An 18,463-nucleotide genomic window follows, 5' to 3' on the forward strand; every position below is an offset into this window, starting at 1 on the left:
CACCCGCCCCAAGGGGATTGGATCAGAAGCGGTAGCGGACCGAGGCCGTCACCGTGCGCCCGTAAAGCGCGGTGTTGTTGAACACCCCTTGCGTCGAGGACAGGACCGGGAAGATGCCGCCGCCGCCACGGAAGCCGAGCTTGTCGAAGATGTTGTTGGCGTTGAGGCCCAGTTCCAGCTTGTCCATCGGCCGCACGGTGATGAAGCCGTTGAAGAAGGTCGACCCCTTGATCGTGTAGAGGTTGAAGTCGTCCGACTTGGTGCTGGTCTGGCCGTTCATGCTGACGCCGAACGCGACCGGACCGGCGTCATAGGACGGCGACACCACGAACAGGAAGTCGGGCAGGCCGCCGGGCTTCTTGCCGACCAGGCCGGGCGTCGCGCTGCTGGTAATCTTCGAATTCGCATAGGTCGCGTCGACCGCCAGATGGAAGTCGCCATAGGTGACGCGGCTGGTAAACTCGATACCGTAGGAGCGATAGCCGTTCGAGATGTTCGGATTGTTGTTCGGCGCCGGGTTGTTGATCCGGGTGAAGTCGTAGTTGTTCTCGGTGAGCGTCGAGCGGAAGCCCGTGACTTCGACCGAATAGGACGCGCCACCCAGGCCACCGCGCTGCTTCAGGCCGATTTCCTGCTGGTTGAGGTAGTTGACCGACGTCGCCTGCCCCTGCGCATTCAGCGAACCGTCGGCGTTGAAGTTGCCCGACAGGACACGACGATCGGCATTGAAGCGGCCGCCACGGCTGGCGCGGGCAAAGACGCTCGTCTTGGTGTTGAAGGCATAGAGCGCACCCACCGACCAGCTGACATAGCCATCGGTGTAGTTGATCTTCTCGGCCGTCGGGCTGAGCACCAGCGAGGGGATCAGCGCCGAGCCCAGCGCGTCGGTCACGCGGGTCGTCGGTCCGGCGACGCCGCCCTGCGCGGTGCCTTCGCCATGGACGCTGTCATAACGGACCGAGGCGTCGAGGTTCAGCCCACCGACCTCGTAACCGGCCTGCAGGAAGGGCGCGACATCGGTATAGGTCAGGTCGACACGACGGGCGCAGCAGCTGCCCCAATTGTCGTTGAACCCGGCCTGCCCCGCCGCCGTCAGCTGCGTGCCGGTGGTCGAGAACAGGTCGAGCGGGGCGGCATTGTTGCCCTTCAGCTCGCTATACTGGCGGTTGACGTGCCAGTCCTGGACGATGTTCTGCCGCATCACGAACAGACCGGCGGTCAGCCGCGCCTTGCCCGGCCCGACGTCGAACTTGCCGTTCAGCGTCAGGTTGTTGGCGAAATTGTCCATGTTCTTCATGAACACGTTAATGTTTGGATTGTTGTTCACATACGGCCCCGTGAACAGCTGGCCCGTCTGCGGACCCGCCGCATAGCGGACCGAGCCGACCGTCTGGCCGTTCACGGTCGATCCGATCAGGCCGCCATTACCGGTCAGCGTCTGGACGTTGATGAACTGGGTCGTGAAGTTGCCGCTGATCCACTGGTAACGGATGGTGTCGTCCAGCGAGATATTGTCGGTGATGTCGTAATGGACCTGGCCGCTGAGGCCGGTGACGCGCGGGTGGATGCCCTGCACCTCGGCCGACTTCACGCCGCCGCCGTCATAGTCCAGATACTGGAAGTTGCGGTTGTAGATCGTATAGGCCGAACCCGACCGCCCGTCGAAATTGGGCAGCGGGGTGAAGCCCGTAACGCGGTTGCCGTCCAGCGTGGCGAGCGTCGGCGTCGTGGTGTTGGTCGGGGCCTGCTCGTCCAGCCGCTTGAAATACAGGCGGATGAAGCCGCGATTATCGGGCAGATCCTTGGTGATGTTCGCCTTGATCTGATAGCCGCGCAGGATGTTGAAATTCTCGTTGGTGTAGCCGCCGCCGTTGCGCGCATAGCCGCCGACATGGAAGCGCGTCGTCTCGTCGATCGGGCCGCCATAGTCGAAATCGACGCGGTGCTCGCGAAAGCCCAAGCCGTTGGAATAGGCGATCTGGCCACCTTGGGTATCGCCGGTCTTGCTGATGAAGTTGATGACCGCGCCCGGCGCCTGGCTGGCGAAGGTGGAGGCCGAACCGCCGCGCACCGCCTCGACCGTCTTGATATTCTGGTCGAAGCGCAGCCAATAGTCGTTGTTGCCGAAATTGATGTCGCCGAACAGGACGTCGGGCAGGCCGTCTTCCTGCAGCGAGACATATTCGGAGCCGCCGGTCGACACCGGGATGCCGCGCACGCCGATATTGGCGTTACCGCCAGGACCCGCCGTGTCGCTGGGCTGGAGGCCGGGGATGTTGCGCAGGATTTCGGCGGTCGAGCGGGGCGTGAAGTTTTGAATCGCCTCTTGGCTGACCTGCGACACCGAGATCGAGCTGCGGAAGCGCGAACGCTCGCCGCTGGTCGCAGTGACGACGATGTCTTCGCTGGATGCACCGGCATCGGGGGTAGCCCCCTCCTGAGTCGTCGGGGTCGGAGCCTGGGCCGCCTGCGCAAAGGCCGGTGCACTCACCAGCGCCATCGCCAAGGCTGCCATCGATCCGCAGGACCGCAGAACGCTCGTCGTCATTTCCCTCTCCTGATTCGCCCCGGTGTCCGGGATGTCGTGCATTTTGGATATCACACACGCAATCGTTTGCAACGGCTCATTGCAAACCATTGCAAAGAAATTTACCTATCTGTGATCGAGAAAGCACAGCAGCGCGTGTCCCATCGACCGGCTAGAAGTGCGAAGGGCCGCGAGTGCCCGAAGGAGAGATGGCGATGACGACCCCTTCCCCCGATGCGATCCGATCGGTGGTGATCGTCGGCGGCGGCACGGCGGGCTGGATGACGGCGGCGGCGCTGGCCCATGCTAGCCCACGCGGCCTGTCGATCACGCTGGTCGAGTCGGACGCCATCGGCACGGTCGGCGTGGGCGAGGCCACCATTCCGCCCATTCGCCTGTTCAACCAGACGCTGGGCATCGACGAGGCCGAGTTCCTGCGCGAGACCAAGGGCAGCTTCAAGCTGGGCATCGAATTCGTCGGCTGGGGACGCGAGGGGCATCGCTATTTCCACCCCTTCGGCACGCACGGCAAATCCTTCGATCTGGTGGCGGTGCATCAGCACTGGCTGGCGGCGGGCGGCCCAGACTCCGGCATCGCCTTCGACGACCTGTCCATGGCCTGGGGCGCCGGTCAACGCGGGCGGTTCGCCGCGCCGATGGCCGATCCGCGCAGCGTCGCCTCGACCTTCGACTATGCCTATCATTTCGATGCCGGGCTCTATGCGCAGTTCCTGCGCCGCTATGCCGAGGCGCGCGGCGTGGTCCGAGTCGAGGGCAGGATCGCCGGACATGCGCTGGAAGACACGCGCGGTCATGTCGCCTCGGTCACGCTGGACGATGGCCGGGTGCTGGCGGGCGATCTTTTCGTCGACTGCTCGGGCTTTCGCGGGCTGCTGATCGAAGAGGCGCTGGGCACCGGCTATGAGGACTGGACGCACTGGCTGCCCTGCGACCGCGCGGTGGCGATGCCGTGCGAGACCGGCGGCGACGGGCTGACGCCCTATACCCGCTCGACCGCCCGGGCGGCGGGGTGGCAATGGCGCATCCCGCTCCAGCACCGGACGGGCAATGGCTATGTCTATTGCAGCCGCCATATCTCGGATGACGAGGCCGCCGCGACGCTGATGGCGAACCTCGACGGCGCGGCGCTGGGCGATCCGCGTTTCCTGCGTTTCACCACCGGGCGACGCAAGCTCATGTGGAACCGAAACGTCGTCGCCATCGGTCTGTCGAGCGGGTTCATGGAGCCGCTGGAATCGACCAGCATCCACCTGATCCAGGCGGGGATCGCGAAGCTGCTCGCCTATTTCCCCACCCGCGCTTTCGCCCCTGCGGCGATCGAGGAATATAATCGCGTCGCGATCACCGAATATGAGCGGATTCGCGACTTCCTGATCCTGCACTACAAGCTGACGGAACGCACCGACGCGCCGCTGTGGCAAGAGTGTGCGGCGATGCCGATCCCCGACACGCTGGCGATGAAGATCGCGCATTTCCGCGAGAGCGGACGGCTCGTCGCCCGCGACATGGACCTGTTCGGCCCGGCAAGCTGGGCGGCGGTGCATATCGGGCAGTTCAACACGCCCCAAGGGCTCGACCCGCTATTGGCCTATGGCGACGCGGCGCAGAGCCGGGCGTTCGTGACGAAACTGGCGGGCGCGATCGGGCAGATGGCGGAGTCTATGCCGAGCCATGGGGATTGGCTGACGAAGATCGGGGCGGCCGTCTGATCCTCCCCGTGCCGGGGAGGAATGGTTACAGTCCCTCGCCGCCGACCCATTGTGCATGCGCCAGCCGCCGCGCCAATTCCCAATTCTGCTGGCGAAGATCCGGCACCGCCACGACCTCCCACAACCCGCCGCGCGTCATCGGGCCGATGCAGTAAAGCCGGTCGGCGACGCTCCCATTTGCCGCGACGACATGGCTCTGCGCATCCACCTCCAGCCCGATGCGAAGCGCATCCGGCCGGATCATGCCCTCAGCCAACAACTGCCGGATCAGCGACTCCTGCGAGCGGAGCAGATCACCCTGCGGCCCGGTGCAATTGACGATCCGCGCGACCCGCAGCGCCTCCACCTCATCCGTCCCACGCGGCCGCCAGTGGACGATCGCGCCCTCGCCGTCCGGCTCGACCCGCACCAGCTTGCCGCCCGCGACGGACAGCCGCCCGGCCTCGGTCAACGCGTCAACCCGGTCCGCGACCGACGGCGCCAGGCGATGGCGGTGCACATCCCAATAGGGCCGCACATGCCGCAGGAAGCGCGAGCGGGTCGCCCCATCCGCCGCGCCCCACATCATCTGCGTCACCGGCCGCAGCGCATCGACCGCCCCGCGCCAGCCCTGCTCCTCCGCCGCACAGCGCACATGCCGCACCAGCGCCGACAGGCTGGCGGCTGGTCGTTCGCGTAAGGGAGCGACCGGCGGGGTCTCGGCATGGCGGCGCGGCGCCAGTCCCCGGCGAGAAATCGCGATAGTCTGGCCTCCGAACCCGCTGGCATCGAGCAGCAACGCCGCATCGATCGCGGTCAACCCGCTGCCCACCAGCAGCACCCGGTCGTCCTCGCCCAACCCCTCGGCGATGTCGCCCGCCCAAGGGTCTTCGCGATAGCACCCTTGCGCCAGCGTGGCGGGCTCAATCCCCGGCGGCGTGTGCGGCGGCAGATTGCCCAGCGCCAGCACCACCGCATCCGCCGTCAGCCCCGTGCCCTCCGCCATGTCGAGGCGGTAACCCTGCCCCGCCTGGTGAAGCGCCACCACCTCCCCGCTTGCCAGGGTCAGCCGCGCCGGATCGGCCGCGATCGTTTCCATCAGCAAGTCGCGCAGATAATCGCCATAGACCCGGCGCGGAACGAAGGTCTTCGCATCCCCCGTCCCGCGCGCCACCAGCCAGCGGACGAAATGATCGGGATCGTCGCGCAGCGCACTCATATTGCCCGCACGCACGTTCAGCAGGTGATCGGCATGGGCCGCGCTATAGGCGACGCCGCGCGCCAGCTGGTTGGCCCGCCGCTCGACCAGCGTCGCGCGCGGACCGCCATGACGGACCAGATTGATGGCCAGCAATGTCCCCGCAAAGCCGCCGCCGATGATCGCGACATGCTCTATACCTGCATCCATCAATCGACCCGTCCCTTGGTGATCGCCATGCCTGCTGCTCTAGGCGCATCGCGGCCGATCTTCACGTAGATTTCGGTATACGATGTGACATCGGCTCGTTACGCTGACGACCGGCAATATTTGGAGTGGGTGGGTCGATGCGGTCGTACTGGCGGATTTCCGGGCTTTTGGTGTCCCTGTCCTCGCTTGCGCTCACCGCACCGCTGGCGGCCCAGACCGCCGCGCCCACCGCCACTGCTCCCTTGACGGTCGAGGGGATTTTCGGGTCCAAGGCGGTCCGCACGGAATATGTCCGCTCCAGCCGCTGGGGCAAGGACGGCGAAAGCTATCTGGCACTGGAAGACGCGCCCAAGGGCGGACAGGATATCGTCCGCTATGCGATCGCCGACGGACAGCGGCAGGTGGTGGTCGCCGCCGCCGATCTTGTTCCGCCGGGTACCAGCGCGCCGCTGGGCATCGACAGCTATGAATGGTCACCCGACAATCACTGGCTGCTGATCCAGACCAATGGCAAGCGTTTCCGCCGGACCAATGCGCTGTCGGATTACTGGCTGTACGACACCACGACCAAGCGGCTGCACAAGATCGGCGGCGACGCCGCGCCCTCGACGCTGCTTTATGCGACAATTTCGCCCGACAACAGCCGCGTTGCCTATGTCCGAGGCAACAACATCTATGTCGAGCCGATCGAGGGCGGCACGGCGACCGCGCTGACGAAGGACGGCGACGATTATGTCGTCAACGGGCTGGCCGACTGGGTCTATGAGGAAGAGTTCGGCGTTCACCGCGCCTTCGAGTGGAGCCCGGATTCCCGGCGCATCGCCTTTCTGCGCTTCGACACGAAGGGTGTCGGCACCTTCGACATGATCAAGAACACCGGCGGGCAATATTCGCAGGTGATCCCTCTGCAATATCCCAAGGCGGGGACGACCAACTCGGCGGTGACGACCGGCGTGATCGACGTGGCTGACGGCGCAACCCGCTGGTTCAAGCTGGCGGGCGATCCGCGCCAGAACTACGTGCCGCAGATCAGCTGGGCGGGCGGTTCGGATGCGCTGTTCATCCAGCAATCCAACCGGCTCCAGAATACGTTCAACGTCCTGCTCGGCGATCCGGCGACCGGTGCGATCAAGCCCATCATGGTCGAAAAGGACGCCGCCTGGGTCGAGGCGAATGTCGCGCCCGAATGGCTGAATGGCGGGCGCAGCTTTACCTGGCTGTCGGAGCGCGACGGCTGGCGGCACCTCTATACCATCGACCGCGCCAGCGGCCGCGCGAGCTTGCGCACGCCGGGCAAGTTCGATGTGGTCGAGCTGCTGAACGTCGATGAAAAGGCGGGCTATGCCTGGTTCATCGCCTCGCCCGACAATCCGACCCAGCGCTATCTGTACCGCACCACCCTGTCGGGTACGCCGAAGGTCGAGCGGCTGACGCCGGCGAACCAGCCGGGCACGCACAGCTACGACATCGCGCCGGGCGAGCATTGGGCGCTGCACACCGTCTCGCGCTTCGACGCACCGCCGGTGACGGACATGCTCGACATGACCCGCCAGCAGCCGCTGCGCACGCTGGCCGCCAATGCGCCGCTGGCTCAAGTCGTGAAGGACACCGGCCTGCCCGCGACCGAATTCTTCCGCGTCGATATCGGCGGCGGCACGCAGCTCGACGGCTGGCTCATCAAGCCGCCGGGCTTCGATCCGACCAAGCGCTATCCGATCCTCTATTTCGTGTACGGCGAACCCTGGGGCCAGACGGTCGCGGATCGCTGGGCCGGGTCGCAGGGGCTGTGGCACCGGATGCTGGCGCAGAAGGGCTATCTGGTCGCCAGCCTCGACCCACGCGGCACCGCGACGCCGCGAGGGCATGACTGGCGCAAGATCATCTATCGTCAGGTCGGCATCCTGGCCTCGGCCGATTATGCGGCGGGCGTGCAGAAGATGCTGGCCACCCGGCCCTATATCGACCCCGCCCGGATCGGCATCTGGGGCTGGAGCGGCGGCGGCGCGATGACACAGAACGCGCTGTTCCGCTATCCGGACCTCTACAAGACCGGCATCGCGGTGGCCGGGCCGACCGACATGAAGCTCTACGATACCATCTATCAGGAGCGGTATATGGGCCTGCCGCAGGACAATGCGGAAGGCTATAAGAACGGCTCGCCGATCAATTTCGCCGACCGGCTGAAGGGCAACCTGCTGTTGATCCACGGCACGCTGGACGACAATGTCCATTACCAGAACCAGGACCAGCTGGTGGACCGGCTGATCCACTTCAACAAGCCGTTCACGATGATGGCCTATCCCGACCGCAGCCACGGCATCTATGAGGGCGAGAATACGAGTATCCACCTCTATTCGCTGATGACCCGCTATCTGGAAACGAACCTGCCGCCCGGCGGGCGGTGACGGTTCACGACACCCATAGCGTCCGGGGCTTGCCCTGGCGCCGCCAGCCATGTGGCGTTCGGACATAGAGATAAACGGTGCTGCCGCCGCAGAGCCCGCTGCATTCTGAGTTGATGGTCACCGTCGCGGAGCGAGCATCGGCTGCGATCACCGGCACGCTGATGGTATAGATGACGGCGGGCGGGCGCGACGGACCCGGGGTCTGCACATGCTCGGCCGCGCGCGACCGGGCATCGTCATCGGCCGAGTTATAACCCTGAGGCAGGCGACGCGCCAGTTGCGGACAATCGTGTAGCAGTCCCTCTCGCGTGGGATCGGTTTCGATATAGTACATGCCGGTATCTGGTTTGGACGGCATGTCCGTGAGCACGACCCGGCCAAGCTGACACACTGATCGGGCCTGCCCCCCCTTGTTGGGCAACGGCGTCGCCAAAAGCGCAACTATTCCCCAAAAAATCATGATCTCCCCTCTCCCGGGTCAGGATCACGCGAACCAAGTACATTGGCAAGCCATCGTAAAAATTCGTTTATGCAATCGTTTGTTGCAATCCGCGTCGAACAGCGCCATGATGTTCCCAACGCGGCAAAACCGGCGCTAGATACGGTCCTTACCCCCCGCGTGCGAGAGGACCCGCATGACCCCCTCCACCCCTGCCGGAATGATGGCCTCGGCCAAGCCGCGACTGTCGCTGACCCGCATCCTGGAGATGAATCTAGGCTTCCTCGGCCTGCAGTTCAGCTTCGGATTGCAACAGGGGAATATGGCGCCGATCTACAGCTATCTCGGCGCGTCCGAGGCGCAGATCCCGCTGCTGCAAATGGCCGGGCCGATGACAGGACTGCTGATCCAGCCGCTGATCGGCGCCATGAGCGACCGGACGGACAGTCGCTGGGGGCGCCGCACGCCCTATTTCCTGATCGGCGCGGTGCTGTGCGCACTGGGGTTGTTCTTTATGCCGCTGAGTTCGTCGCTGCTGATGGCGGTGTCGCTGCTCTGGATTCTCGATGCGGGCAACAACATCACCATGGAGCCGTACCGCGCCTATGTCTCCGACCGGCTGGATGGGGCGCAGCATAATATCGGCTTCCTGACGCAGAGCGCCTTTACCGGCTTGGCCCAGATGCTCGCCTTCCTCACCCCCTCGATCCTGGTCTGGGCGGGGATGAACCCGGATTGGGTCGACGGGCATAATATCCCCTATACCGCGCGGGTGGTCTTCATGATCGGCGCGGCGCTGTCGTTCATCACCATCGTCTGGTCGATCCGGCGGGTGCCCGAATTGCCGCTGACGCCCGAGGACCGCGCGCGCATCGCCGCCGCGCCCAAAGGTATCGGCGCCACGCTGAAGGAGATTGGCGACGCGATCCGCGACATGCCGCTGCCCATGCGCAAGCTGGCGCTGATGAGCCTTTTCCAGTGGTACGCCATGATGGCCTATTGGAATTACGTCATCTATGCGATCGGCCGCTCCGTCTATGGCACGGCGGACGCGACGTCCTCCGGTTTCCATGCCGCGGTGCTGACCAATGGCGAGGTCGCCGCCTTTTATAACGGCGTCGCCTTCGTCGCGGCCTTTGCGATGGTGCCGCTGGCCAAGCGGATCGGAGCCGCGCCGCTCCATGCCGCCTGTCTGGTCATCACCGGCATCGGCATGATGGTGATGCCGCACATGACCAGCAAGGCGATGCTGTTCCTGCCTGCGATCGGCATCGGCCTGGGCTGGGCGAGCATGATGGGCAACCCTTACGTCATCCTGGCGGGCTCGATCCCGCCCGAGCGGACGGGTGTCTATATGGGCATCTTCAACATGATGATCGTCATCCCGATGCTGATCTTCGGCGTGACGCTGCCGCTCTTCTATCAAAACTGGCTGGGGGGCGATCCGCGCAACGTGTTGACGCTTTGCGGCGTGCTGATGCTGCTGGCCGCCGTCTCCGTCTACACCGTGCGCGCTCGCAATGCGCAGGGGCTGCCGCTCGGCGCGGCCCCGCAAGCCTGACACCATTACCCGATTTTTACCTGAGGTATCATGACCGACACCCCTATTCCTGCCCATTGGTCGGCCGAGGCGCTGGCCGGGATCACTGCACAGGCCGATGCGCGCCTGCCGGTCTTCACCGCCGCCGATGTCGTGCAGATCCTGCCCGACCATGATTTCTGGGACATGTGGCAGATCGCCTATGCCGATGGCCGCACCGCGTTTTTCGGCGGGCGGAGCTGGTGGTTCTTCCTCGCGACGCCGCGCCTGTCCGACCCCGAAATGCGCCATGACGAAGCCCGCATCCGCCTGACCAGCTATGGCACGGACGGCTGGCGCGATCATGGCGTGACCTTCGCCGACGGCTTCACGCCGGGCAGCCGCGAATGGTCCGGCTCGGCGGTACTGGGCGAGGACGATACGACGCTGACCATGTATTTCACCGCCTCGGGACGGCGCGGCCAACCCCGCACTTTCGAACAGCGTCTTTTCGAGACGCAGGGCCGCTTCATCGTCGAGGGCGAGGACGCCCGCACCGAAGGCTGGAGCGAGCCGGTCGAGAGCGTCGCGGCGGACGGCCATCATTACATCGTCGCCAACCAGGCCGAGCCGGAAAAGGGCGGCATCAAGGGCTTTCGCGATCCCGGCTATTTCCGCGATCCGGCGGACGGCGCGGAATATCTGCTGTTCGTCGGCTCGGCGGGTTGGGTCGAACAGGATATCGACGGCGTGATCGGCGTCGCCAAGCGCGAAGGCGACCGCTGGACCATCCAGCCGCCGCTGATCGAATCGCTGGGCGTCAACAGCGAGTTAGAGCGTCCGCACATCATCCTGCGCGATGGCCTTTATTACTGCTTCTGGTCGACCCAGGGGAAGCGTTTCGCTCCCAGGCTCGGCGCGCCGACGGGGCTGTATGCAATGGTCGCGGGCAGCTTTGCGGGGCCGTGGCGGCCGGTCAACGGCACCGGGCTGGTCGCGGGCAACCCGGTTGAGGAGCCGACCCAGGCCTATTGCTGGTGGGTCACGGGCGAAGGCGATGTCACCAGCTTCGTCGATTATTGGGGCATGGAAGGTCGCGACGCGAGCGGTGACGCCGCCCTTCGCCGCGCGCGGTTCGGGGGGACGGCGGCGCCGTGGTTCCGGTTGGCGTTCGATGGCGACCGGGTGACGATCGCCTGACGGCTGGGCCGTTCCTCCCCCGCAGGGGGGAACGGTCTCAGGCCGTTTCGCGCAGGATCAGCTCGGGGTCGAGCACCACCGACCCCGCCTCGCCGCCGCCGATCCGGGCGAATAGCGCGTCGACCATGGCCTTGGCGCCCGCCGCGATATCCTGGCGAATGGTGGTGATGCGCGGCACCGCCTGCGCGGCGAGCGGCAGGTCGTCATAGCCGATGACGGGCAGCGTCTCGGGCACCGCGATCGCTCGGTCGGCGAGCACCCGCACCGCCGTCATCGCGATCATGTCCGACGCCGCGACGATCCCATCGATCGCGACGGTTCCACCGCCCTGCTCCAGCAACACGTCGATATGGGCGCCAATCTCCTGTTCCATCACATCGGAGGCGAGATGGGTGGCAAGCTGGAGCGGACCGCCGTCCAGCCCGGCCTCGGCCATGGCGCGCGCCAGGCCGTCATGGCGCTGGCGGATCTCGGGGGCGCTGATATCGCCCAGAAAGGCGATACGACGCGCGCCCCGTTGGATCAGTCGCTGGCCCGCCAGATAGCCGCCCTTGGCATTGTCGGTGCCGACCGCCGCATGGACCTGATCCGGCAGGTTGACGCCCCAGGCGACGAGCGGACGATAGCGGCTGGCGACCCGTTCGATCGCGTCATACTGGTTGGACTGGCCGATCAGCAGCACACCGTCGACCATGCCGCTATCGACCACGCGGTCCAGCCAGTCGGGTGCGTCCGGGATGACGCGCGACAGCATCACGTCATAGCCGTTCTCCGTCAGCGCATCGGCCAGATGACCGAGCATGGTCATGAAGAACGGGTCGGACAGATGCTGGCGCCGATCATGGCCCAGCGGAACGACGATGCCGATCACGCCGGTGCGGCGGGTTCGCAGGCGGCTGGCCATCTGATTGGGGCGGAAGCCGTGCAGGTCGGCCAGCGCTTGAATCCGCGTCCGCGTCTCGGCATTGACCAGCGACTTGCCAGCCAGTGCGCGCGAAACGGTGCCGGGCGAGACGCCAGCCATCTCTGCCAGATCCGCGATCGTCCGCACGCGGCGACCGCCCCCTCCCGTGATATTGTCTGTCATATGCGAATGGTAGCCAAAGCTTCGTGGCGCTAACAAGCAGGCAACGGAGTTTGCAGGCTTTTCCTCACATAGATCAACGATATTCGCCGCTCACGTCGAATTTCAGACCATGTAGCGCTACCACATGCTTGCCCTGACATTGCGGTGCGCCGACGATCCGCATCCAGCGTGAGCCGCCCGGCGCCCGGATTTGCGCATCGATGGTGAAGCCGCGTCGATGCCGGATGGCATGGGCGCGTAGCCGCTTGACCGCCGACAGGGATTCGGATCGGTAAAGGGGCAGGACGCCAAGCCGCTCCAAAGGGCGATCCGGTTGCCAGTCGAAAAGACGAAAGACGCCCGTCGACCAGCTCAGGGTTTGGGACTCCAGATCGCAGGACCAGCGCCCGATGCCATGCGCGGTCAGCCACGCATCATCGGTCCCCGCCGGTGTAAGGTCGGGAGAATCCGGACATCCTAGGTCGAAACGCAGTCCGCGTTCGAACAAGGGCCAGCTATGGTTCAGCGCGAGGGGCTCGGCTGGTTTCATAAGGCACTCCACGAAATCGCGGAGATGCTATGTCGAGAATCTTAATCCCGATTTAAATGTCCCACCTTTCCTACTCTTGCAAGGGAAGTGCAGACCGTCAGGTCTGACGGAGGAGTGTCACCCTCTCGATAACGGGACACCCCTCCACCATGCTGCGCATGGTCCCCATCCCTCTGCAGGGAAGGAATGTTGATTCGCGCGGAGCAGAAGGTTTTACACCTTCCCGGTCAGTTCCGGCACGACGGTGAACAGGTCGCCGACCAGGCCGATGTCCGCCACCTGGAAGATCGGCGCGTCCTCGTCCTTGTTGATCGCAACGATGACCTTGGAGTCTTTCATCCCCGCCAGATGCTGGATCGCGCCCGAGATGCCGACCGCGACATAGACTTCCGGTGCCACGATCTTGCCGGTCTGGCCGACCTGATAGTCGTTGGGGGCGTAACCCGCATCGACCGCCGCGCGGGATGCGCCGACGGCAGCACCCAGCTTGTCGGCGAGCGGATCGATCAGCGCATGGAACTGCTCTTCCGAACCCAGCGCGCGACCGCCCGAGACGATGATCTTGGCGCTGGTCAGCTCGGGGCGGGCATTCTCGGCCTTTTCCGCGCCGACGAAGCGGGACTTGGCGGCATCGCCGGTGGAGGCGACCGCCTCGATCTCGCCCGCGCCGCCTTCGGCCGCCGCCTTCTCGAAAGCGGTGGTGCGGACGGTCAGGATCAGCTTGGTGTCGCTGGTCTTCACCGTCGCGATGGCGTTGCCCGCATAGATGGGCCGGGTGAAGCTGTCCGGCCCTTCGACCGACAATATGTCGCTGATCTGCATCACGTCGATCAGCGCGGCGACACGCGGCGCGATGTTCTTGCCGGTCGTCGTCGAGGGCGCGAGGAAGGCGTCGTGATGGCCCATCAGCTGGGCGATCAGCGGCGCGACATTCTCGGCGAGCGCATTCGCGTACGCCGCATCGTCGGCGACATGGACCTTGCCCACGCCGGCGATCTTGGCCGCCGCCTGCGCGACACTGTCGACGCCCTGCCCGGCGACGATCAGGTGCACCTCGCCCAGCTTGGCCGCCGCCGTGACGGTCGCCAGCGTGGCATCCTTGACGGCCCCGCCGTCATGCTCGACCCAAACCAGCGTCTTCACTTGGCCACTCCCAGTGCTTTCAGTTTCTCGACCAGCTCGTCGACCGAGCCGACCTTGACGCCCGCCTGGCGCTTGCCGGGCTCGGCGACGTGCGTGATCGTCAGGCGCGGGGCGACGTCGACGCCGTAGTCCCCGGCGGTCTTGGTCACCATCGGCTTGGACTTGGCCTTCATGATGTTGGGCAAGCTGGCATAGCGCGGTTCGTTGAGGCGAAGGTCGGTGGTGACGATCGCGGGGAGCGTGAGGGCCACCGTTTCCAGACCGCCATCGACCTCGCGGGTGACGTTCGCCGTCTCACCCTCGATCTCGACCTTCGAGGCGAACGTGCCCTGCGCCCAGCCGAGCAGGCCGGCCAGCATCTGACCGGTCTGGTTGTTGTCGCCGTCGATCGCCTGCTTGCCGAGGATGACGAGGCCCGGCTGTTCCTCCTCGACCAGCTTGGCGAGCAGCTTGGCGACGCCGAGCGGTTCGACCGGCTGGTCGGCGGTGATCAGCACCGCCCGGTCCGCGCCCATGGCCAGTGCGGTGCGCAGCGTGTCCGCCGCCTTGGGCTCACCGATCGAGACGACGACGACCTCGGTCGCCGCCCCCTTCTCCTTCAGCCGGATCGCCTCTTCCACCGCGATCTCGTCGAACGGGTTCATCGACATCTTCACGTTCGCCAGATCGACGCCCGTCCCGTCCGCCTTCACGCGCGGCTTCACGTTATAATCCAACACCCGCTTCACGGGCACGACGATCTTCATGTCCACTCTCTCAATCAGAAGCTGAAGCGGCCGCCGATCGACGCCACGAATGCACGTGCATTCTGCACCTGACCGTTGGTCAGGATCGGCGTCTGGACCGCCGTTCCCGCATAGGCGGCGGTGCGGCGATCGATGCTGGCATTCGCGAAGTCGATATAGCTGCCCGCCGCATCCAGCGTGAAGCGCGGGGTCACCTGATAGGACCCGCCGATCGAATAGTTCCAGCGGTTCGCATCGGGCACCCGCGCGTCGCGATTGCCGTTCTGGGTCGGCGTGATACCGCGTTGCGCGCCCGCACGCAGGGTCAGGCGATCCGTGGCCGCGTAATCGAAGCCGCCCGCCAGCGAGAAGCTGTTCTTGTAATTCTCCGGGATGGCGGTGTTGATCGGCGCGCCCAGGCGGATCGCATCGAAATCGGCCCAAGTGAAGCGCACCGCCTGTGCGTTCAGCGTCAGCTTGTCGGTGGCGCGGAAGCGACCGGCGACGATGATCTGGGCGGGCGTGTAGAAGGTCGCGGTCGCACCATCGATCGTCCGGTTCTGCCCGGCGAGCGGGCCGAGCAGGCCGCCGACTTCCAGGCTGCCCTTCAGATTGTGCTTGATCCGCGACTTGTAGCTGATGCCGACCGTCGCCCAGTCATTGTGCAACTGGACACCCGCGGTCCATCCCAGATCCCAGCCATCGCCCTTCAGCCGCTGGAAGCCATCGGGCAAGGCCGAAGACAGGTTGGGCAGCGCGTTGCCCAGTTCGGCCTTGGTATATTGGACGTTCAGCGCGCCGCCGACGCGCAGCCAGTCGAGCAGCGCCACACCGACCGAGGGCTGGATATCGATGGTGCGCAGTTCGGTCTTCAGCGCGCTGTACCGCGCCCAGCTGGTCGCGTCATATTCGGTCGTGAAGCTGTAGGGCGACGTGACGGCCAGGCCGACCGCGACCCGGTCGTTCAGCGGAACGGCGACCGCCCCCGACGGCACGATGCCACGATTGATGGGGTCGCTCGACACCCGGTCGCCTCCGACCGGCTGGAAGGTCGGCTGGCCCGGACGACGGATCAGCGTGCCATTGTCGACGACATCGCCCTTGGGGATGATCGCCGATGCACCCAGCACCGCCTCGCCGCGCTCCATCCCCGCGATCGCAGCCGGGTTCCACCAAAGCGACGAAGGGCCGGTATCGGCACCCTCACCCGAAAAGGCGCGACCCTGGCCACGGGTCGACTGTTCCTGAAGATAAAAGGCCTGGCCATGCGCCGCGCCCGCAAAGGCAAAGGACGACGAGACGATGGCGGTCGCCAGGAGCGGAGCCTTGAAGGACTTGGTCATGAGCATACTCCCCGGAAATTCTTCTGATTGCGTTACGGCTTAGCGGATACGGGTCCAGGTCTGGGTCTTGCACAGCGGCACGAAGACGCAGCCGCGCACCTTCAGCGTGTCGGCCCCTTCGGGCGTCAACTTCGCGCTATAGGTCTTGCCGTCCTCTGCGTTGTAGATGGTGCCGCCGTTCCAGGCCGCGCCGTCCTGCGAAAAGCCTTGCAGGATCAGCAAATTCTTGATCGGACGATTGCGTAGCTTGGGGTCTCGGTTGTTCCGGTCGGTCAGGTTAGGGTTGGTGCGCAGACCTTCCGAGGCCAGGATACGGCCGCACACCGAGGTGCCGCACTTCGTGATCTCGACAACGCCACCGCGCGTCTGGGTCTGCCAGCGGCCGAGCACCGAGTCCGCATTCACACCGGCCGCTGCAAGGGCCATCGCCGTCAGGGTCAACAACATGCCTCTTCTCCTCTCCACCCCCGTTAGCCGGGGCCGGAGCGCCGGGCTTTTACCCGGTCGCTTCCGAATGTTTTCATTGCCCTATACGTCCACCATGTGACGCATAGGATAACAACACGTCATGCGTACGATGCCGGTGCTAGGCAATCAAGCGCAACCGGCATCGCATCGCCTCAAAACGCCTCCAGTTCCAGCGCCATGGTCGAACGCTTGCCCGACTTGATCGCCAGGAAGGCCGCCGTCGCCTGCGGCAGGATGCGGTCGAAGAAGAACCCGGCGGTGGCGAGCTTGGCCTTGTAGAAGCCGGCCTCGTCGGTGCCTTCGGCCAACCGCTCGGTGGCGATCCGGGCCGACTTCAGGAAGCAATGCCCCATGCCGACCAGACCGAGCAGACGCAGATAGTCGGTCGCGGCGGCGCCCGCTTCCTCGGGGTCCTTCATGCCCTTTTGCGCGATCATGCCGGTGCTGAGCTGCAAGGCACCAAATGCCTGCTGCATCCCCGCTGCCCAACTGGTGATCGCCTTGTCCTCATGCTTGGTCAGCGCCTCGACCTGTTCGGACACGGCATGGAAGAAGGGGCGCATATAGCGGCCCATATGCGCAGGCATCTTACGGCCCACAAGGTCGAGCGCCTGGACGCCGTTGGTGCCCTCGTAGATCTGGGCGATGCGGGCGTCGCGGACGAACTGCTCGATGCCGTGGTCGCGGATATAGCCGTGGCCGCCATGCACCTGCACCGCCAGATTGGCCGCGTCGAAGGCGAGGTCGGTGAACAGCGCCTTCACGACCGGGGTCAGCAGCGCGACGAAGTCCGCCGCGCGCGACTTGTCAGCGGGATCGATGGCATGGGCTTCGGCATCCAGACCACGCGCGGCCCATTGCCCCAATGCGCGACACCCTTCGGCATAGGCGCGCATGGTCATCAGCATCCGCCGCACGTCCGGGTGGACGATGATCGGATCGGCGGGCAGGTCGGGACGCGCTGCACCGCCCAGCGCCCGGCCCTGCAAGCGGTCCTTGGCGTAGGCGACGGCCGACTGGTACGCGACCTCGTTGATGCCCAGGCCCTGGATACCGACCGAGACACGCTCGGTGTTCATCATGGTGAACATGGCGGCGAGGCCCTTGTTCAGCTCGCCCACGACCCAGCCCTTGGAGTCGTTGAACTCCAGCTGGCAGGTGGCCGATGCCTTCAGGCCCATCTTGTGCTCGATCGCCGCGACGCTGACGCCATTGGCGGGACCGACCGAGCCGTCATCCTTGGGCAGATATTTCGGCACCAGGAACAGGCTGATCCCCTTCACCCCCTTGGGCGCATCGGGCGTGCGCGCGAGGACGAGGTGGATAACGTTATCGGTCAGGTCATGGTCGCCCGCCGAGATGAAGATCTTGCCGCCGGTCAGCAGATAGGAACCATCCTCCTGCGGTTCGGCACGGGTACGCAGCAGACCCAGATCGGTGCCGCAATGCGCCTCGGTCAGGCACATCGTCCCCGACCATTCGCCCGAGATCATCTTGGGCAGGTAGAAGCTCTTCAGGTCTTCCGAGCCATGGCCCATCAGTGCGGTGGTCGCACCGTGGGTCAGGCCGGGATAGAGGCTGAACGACAGGTTGGTCGCGCAGATCATCTCCTCGACCAGCTTGTTCACCGCCTCGGGCAGCCCCTGCCCGCCATATTCGACCGGCGAGGCGAGCGCGGCCCAGCCGCCTTCGCAGAACTGGCTATAGGCTTCCTTGAAACCGGTCGGCGTGCGGACGACGCCGTTTTCCAGCTTGCACCCTTCGATGTCACCGGTGGCGTTGAGCGGCAGCAGGACCTCCTGCGTGACGCGCGCCGCCTCTTCCAGGATGGCGTCGTACAGCTCGGGACCGAATTCGTCCTGCCCCGCGACGGGGCCGAACTCGTCCTCCTTGAACAGCTCGTGGAGGACGAAACGCATGTCGCGCAGCGGTGCGTTATAGACTTGCATGGGATTATCCTC

14 protein-coding genes are annotated in these 18,463 nt (G+C 65.3%); 4 read left to right on the forward strand and 10 right to left on the reverse strand.

Annotated features, from left to right (window positions below; translation table 11 throughout):
- Positions 1-22: 22 nt before the first annotated feature.
- Positions 23-2,548: a TonB-dependent receptor domain-containing protein gene (locus KV697_RS04520; protein ID WP_219020267.1), complete on the reverse strand. Its 2,526-nt coding sequence runs from the start codon at positions 2,546-2,548 to the stop codon at positions 23-25.
- Between the two features lie 194 nt (positions 2,549-2,742).
- Between KV697_RS04520 and KV697_RS04525 the strand changes: the two genes are divergently transcribed.
- The gene (locus KV697_RS04525; protein WP_219020268.1) at positions 2,743-4,257 is read left to right on the forward strand and encodes a tryptophan halogenase family protein; all 1,515 of its coding nucleotides are present in this window, start codon (positions 2,743-2,745) and stop codon (positions 4,255-4,257) included.
- A 25-nt stretch (positions 4,258-4,282) separates the two neighbouring features.
- Here KV697_RS04525 and KV697_RS04530 read toward each other — a convergent pair whose 3' ends face one another.
- Complete coding sequence (locus KV697_RS04530) at positions 4,283-5,644, reverse strand: FAD/NAD(P)-binding protein (protein ID WP_219020269.1); 1,362 nt, start codon at positions 5,642-5,644, stop codon at positions 4,283-4,285.
- A 170-nt stretch (positions 5,645-5,814) separates the two neighbouring features.
- On the opposite strand from KV697_RS04530, the gene KV697_RS04535 reads away from it, so the two are divergent.
- Complete coding sequence (locus KV697_RS04535; protein WP_257575609.1) at positions 5,815-8,049, forward strand: S9 family peptidase; 2,235 nt, start codon at positions 5,815-5,817, stop codon at positions 8,047-8,049.
- A gap of 4 nt (positions 8,050-8,053) precedes the next feature.
- Here the strand turns inward: KV697_RS04535 and KV697_RS04540 are convergent, their stop codons facing one another.
- A complete protein-coding gene (locus KV697_RS04540) occupies positions 8,054-8,383 on the reverse strand; it encodes a hypothetical protein (RefSeq protein ID WP_219020271.1) in 330 nt (109 codons plus the stop codon).
- A gap of 301 nt (positions 8,384-8,684) precedes the next feature.
- Between KV697_RS04540 and KV697_RS04545 the strand changes: the two genes are divergently transcribed.
- Complete coding sequence (locus tag KV697_RS04545) at positions 8,685-10,049, forward strand: MFS transporter (protein WP_257575610.1); 1,365 nt, start codon at positions 8,685-8,687, stop codon at positions 10,047-10,049.
- 30 nt (positions 10,050-10,079) lie between these two features.
- On the forward strand, positions 10,080-11,207 hold the full coding sequence (locus tag KV697_RS04550) for a glycoside hydrolase family 68 protein (RefSeq protein ID WP_219020272.1): 1,128 nt from the start codon (positions 10,080-10,082) through the stop codon (positions 11,205-11,207).
- Between the two features lie 37 nt (positions 11,208-11,244).
- Here KV697_RS04550 and KV697_RS04555 read toward each other — a convergent pair whose 3' ends face one another.
- From KV697_RS04555 to KV697_RS04585, 7 genes are all read right to left on the reverse strand, one after another.
- Positions 11,245-12,294, reverse strand: coding sequence for a LacI family DNA-binding transcriptional regulator (locus KV697_RS04555; protein ID WP_219020273.1), 1,050 nt, complete (start codon positions 12,292-12,294; stop codon positions 11,245-11,247).
- 73 nt (positions 12,295-12,367) lie between these two features.
- Positions 12,368-12,823, reverse strand: coding sequence for a hypothetical protein (locus tag KV697_RS04560; RefSeq protein WP_219020274.1), 456 nt, complete (start codon positions 12,821-12,823; stop codon positions 12,368-12,370).
- Positions 12,824-13,036: 213 nt separating this feature from the next.
- Positions 13,037-13,966 carry an electron transfer flavoprotein subunit alpha/FixB family protein gene (locus KV697_RS04565; protein WP_219020275.1) on the reverse strand — a complete coding sequence of 310 codons (930 nt, stop codon included), beginning with the start codon at positions 13,964-13,966 and terminating at the stop codon, positions 13,037-13,039.
- A complete protein-coding gene (locus KV697_RS04570) occupies positions 13,963-14,712 on the reverse strand; it encodes an electron transfer flavoprotein subunit beta/FixA family protein (RefSeq protein WP_219020276.1) in 750 nt (249 codons plus the stop codon). The genes KV697_RS04565 and KV697_RS04570 overlap by 4 nt, the downstream gene beginning before the upstream one ends.
- A gap of 14 nt (positions 14,713-14,726) precedes the next feature.
- The gene (locus KV697_RS04575; protein WP_374011389.1) at positions 14,727-16,034 is read right to left on the reverse strand and encodes an OmpP1/FadL family transporter; all 1,308 of its coding nucleotides are present in this window, start codon (positions 16,032-16,034) and stop codon (positions 14,727-14,729) included.
- A gap of 39 nt (positions 16,035-16,073) precedes the next feature.
- Positions 16,074-16,481, reverse strand: coding sequence for a DUF2147 domain-containing protein (locus KV697_RS04580; RefSeq protein WP_219020278.1), 408 nt, complete (start codon positions 16,479-16,481; stop codon positions 16,074-16,076).
- 173 nt (positions 16,482-16,654) lie between these two features.
- Complete coding sequence (locus KV697_RS04585) at positions 16,655-18,451, reverse strand: acyl-CoA dehydrogenase C-terminal domain-containing protein (RefSeq protein WP_219020279.1); 1,797 nt, start codon at positions 18,449-18,451, stop codon at positions 16,655-16,657.
- Between the last annotated feature and the right edge of the window lie 12 nt (positions 18,452-18,463).

The sequence above is a fragment of the Sphingomonas sanguinis genome, from assembly GCF_019297835.1.
Classification (GTDB): Bacteria; Pseudomonadota; Alphaproteobacteria; order Sphingomonadales; family Sphingomonadaceae; genus Sphingomonas; species Sphingomonas sanguinis_D.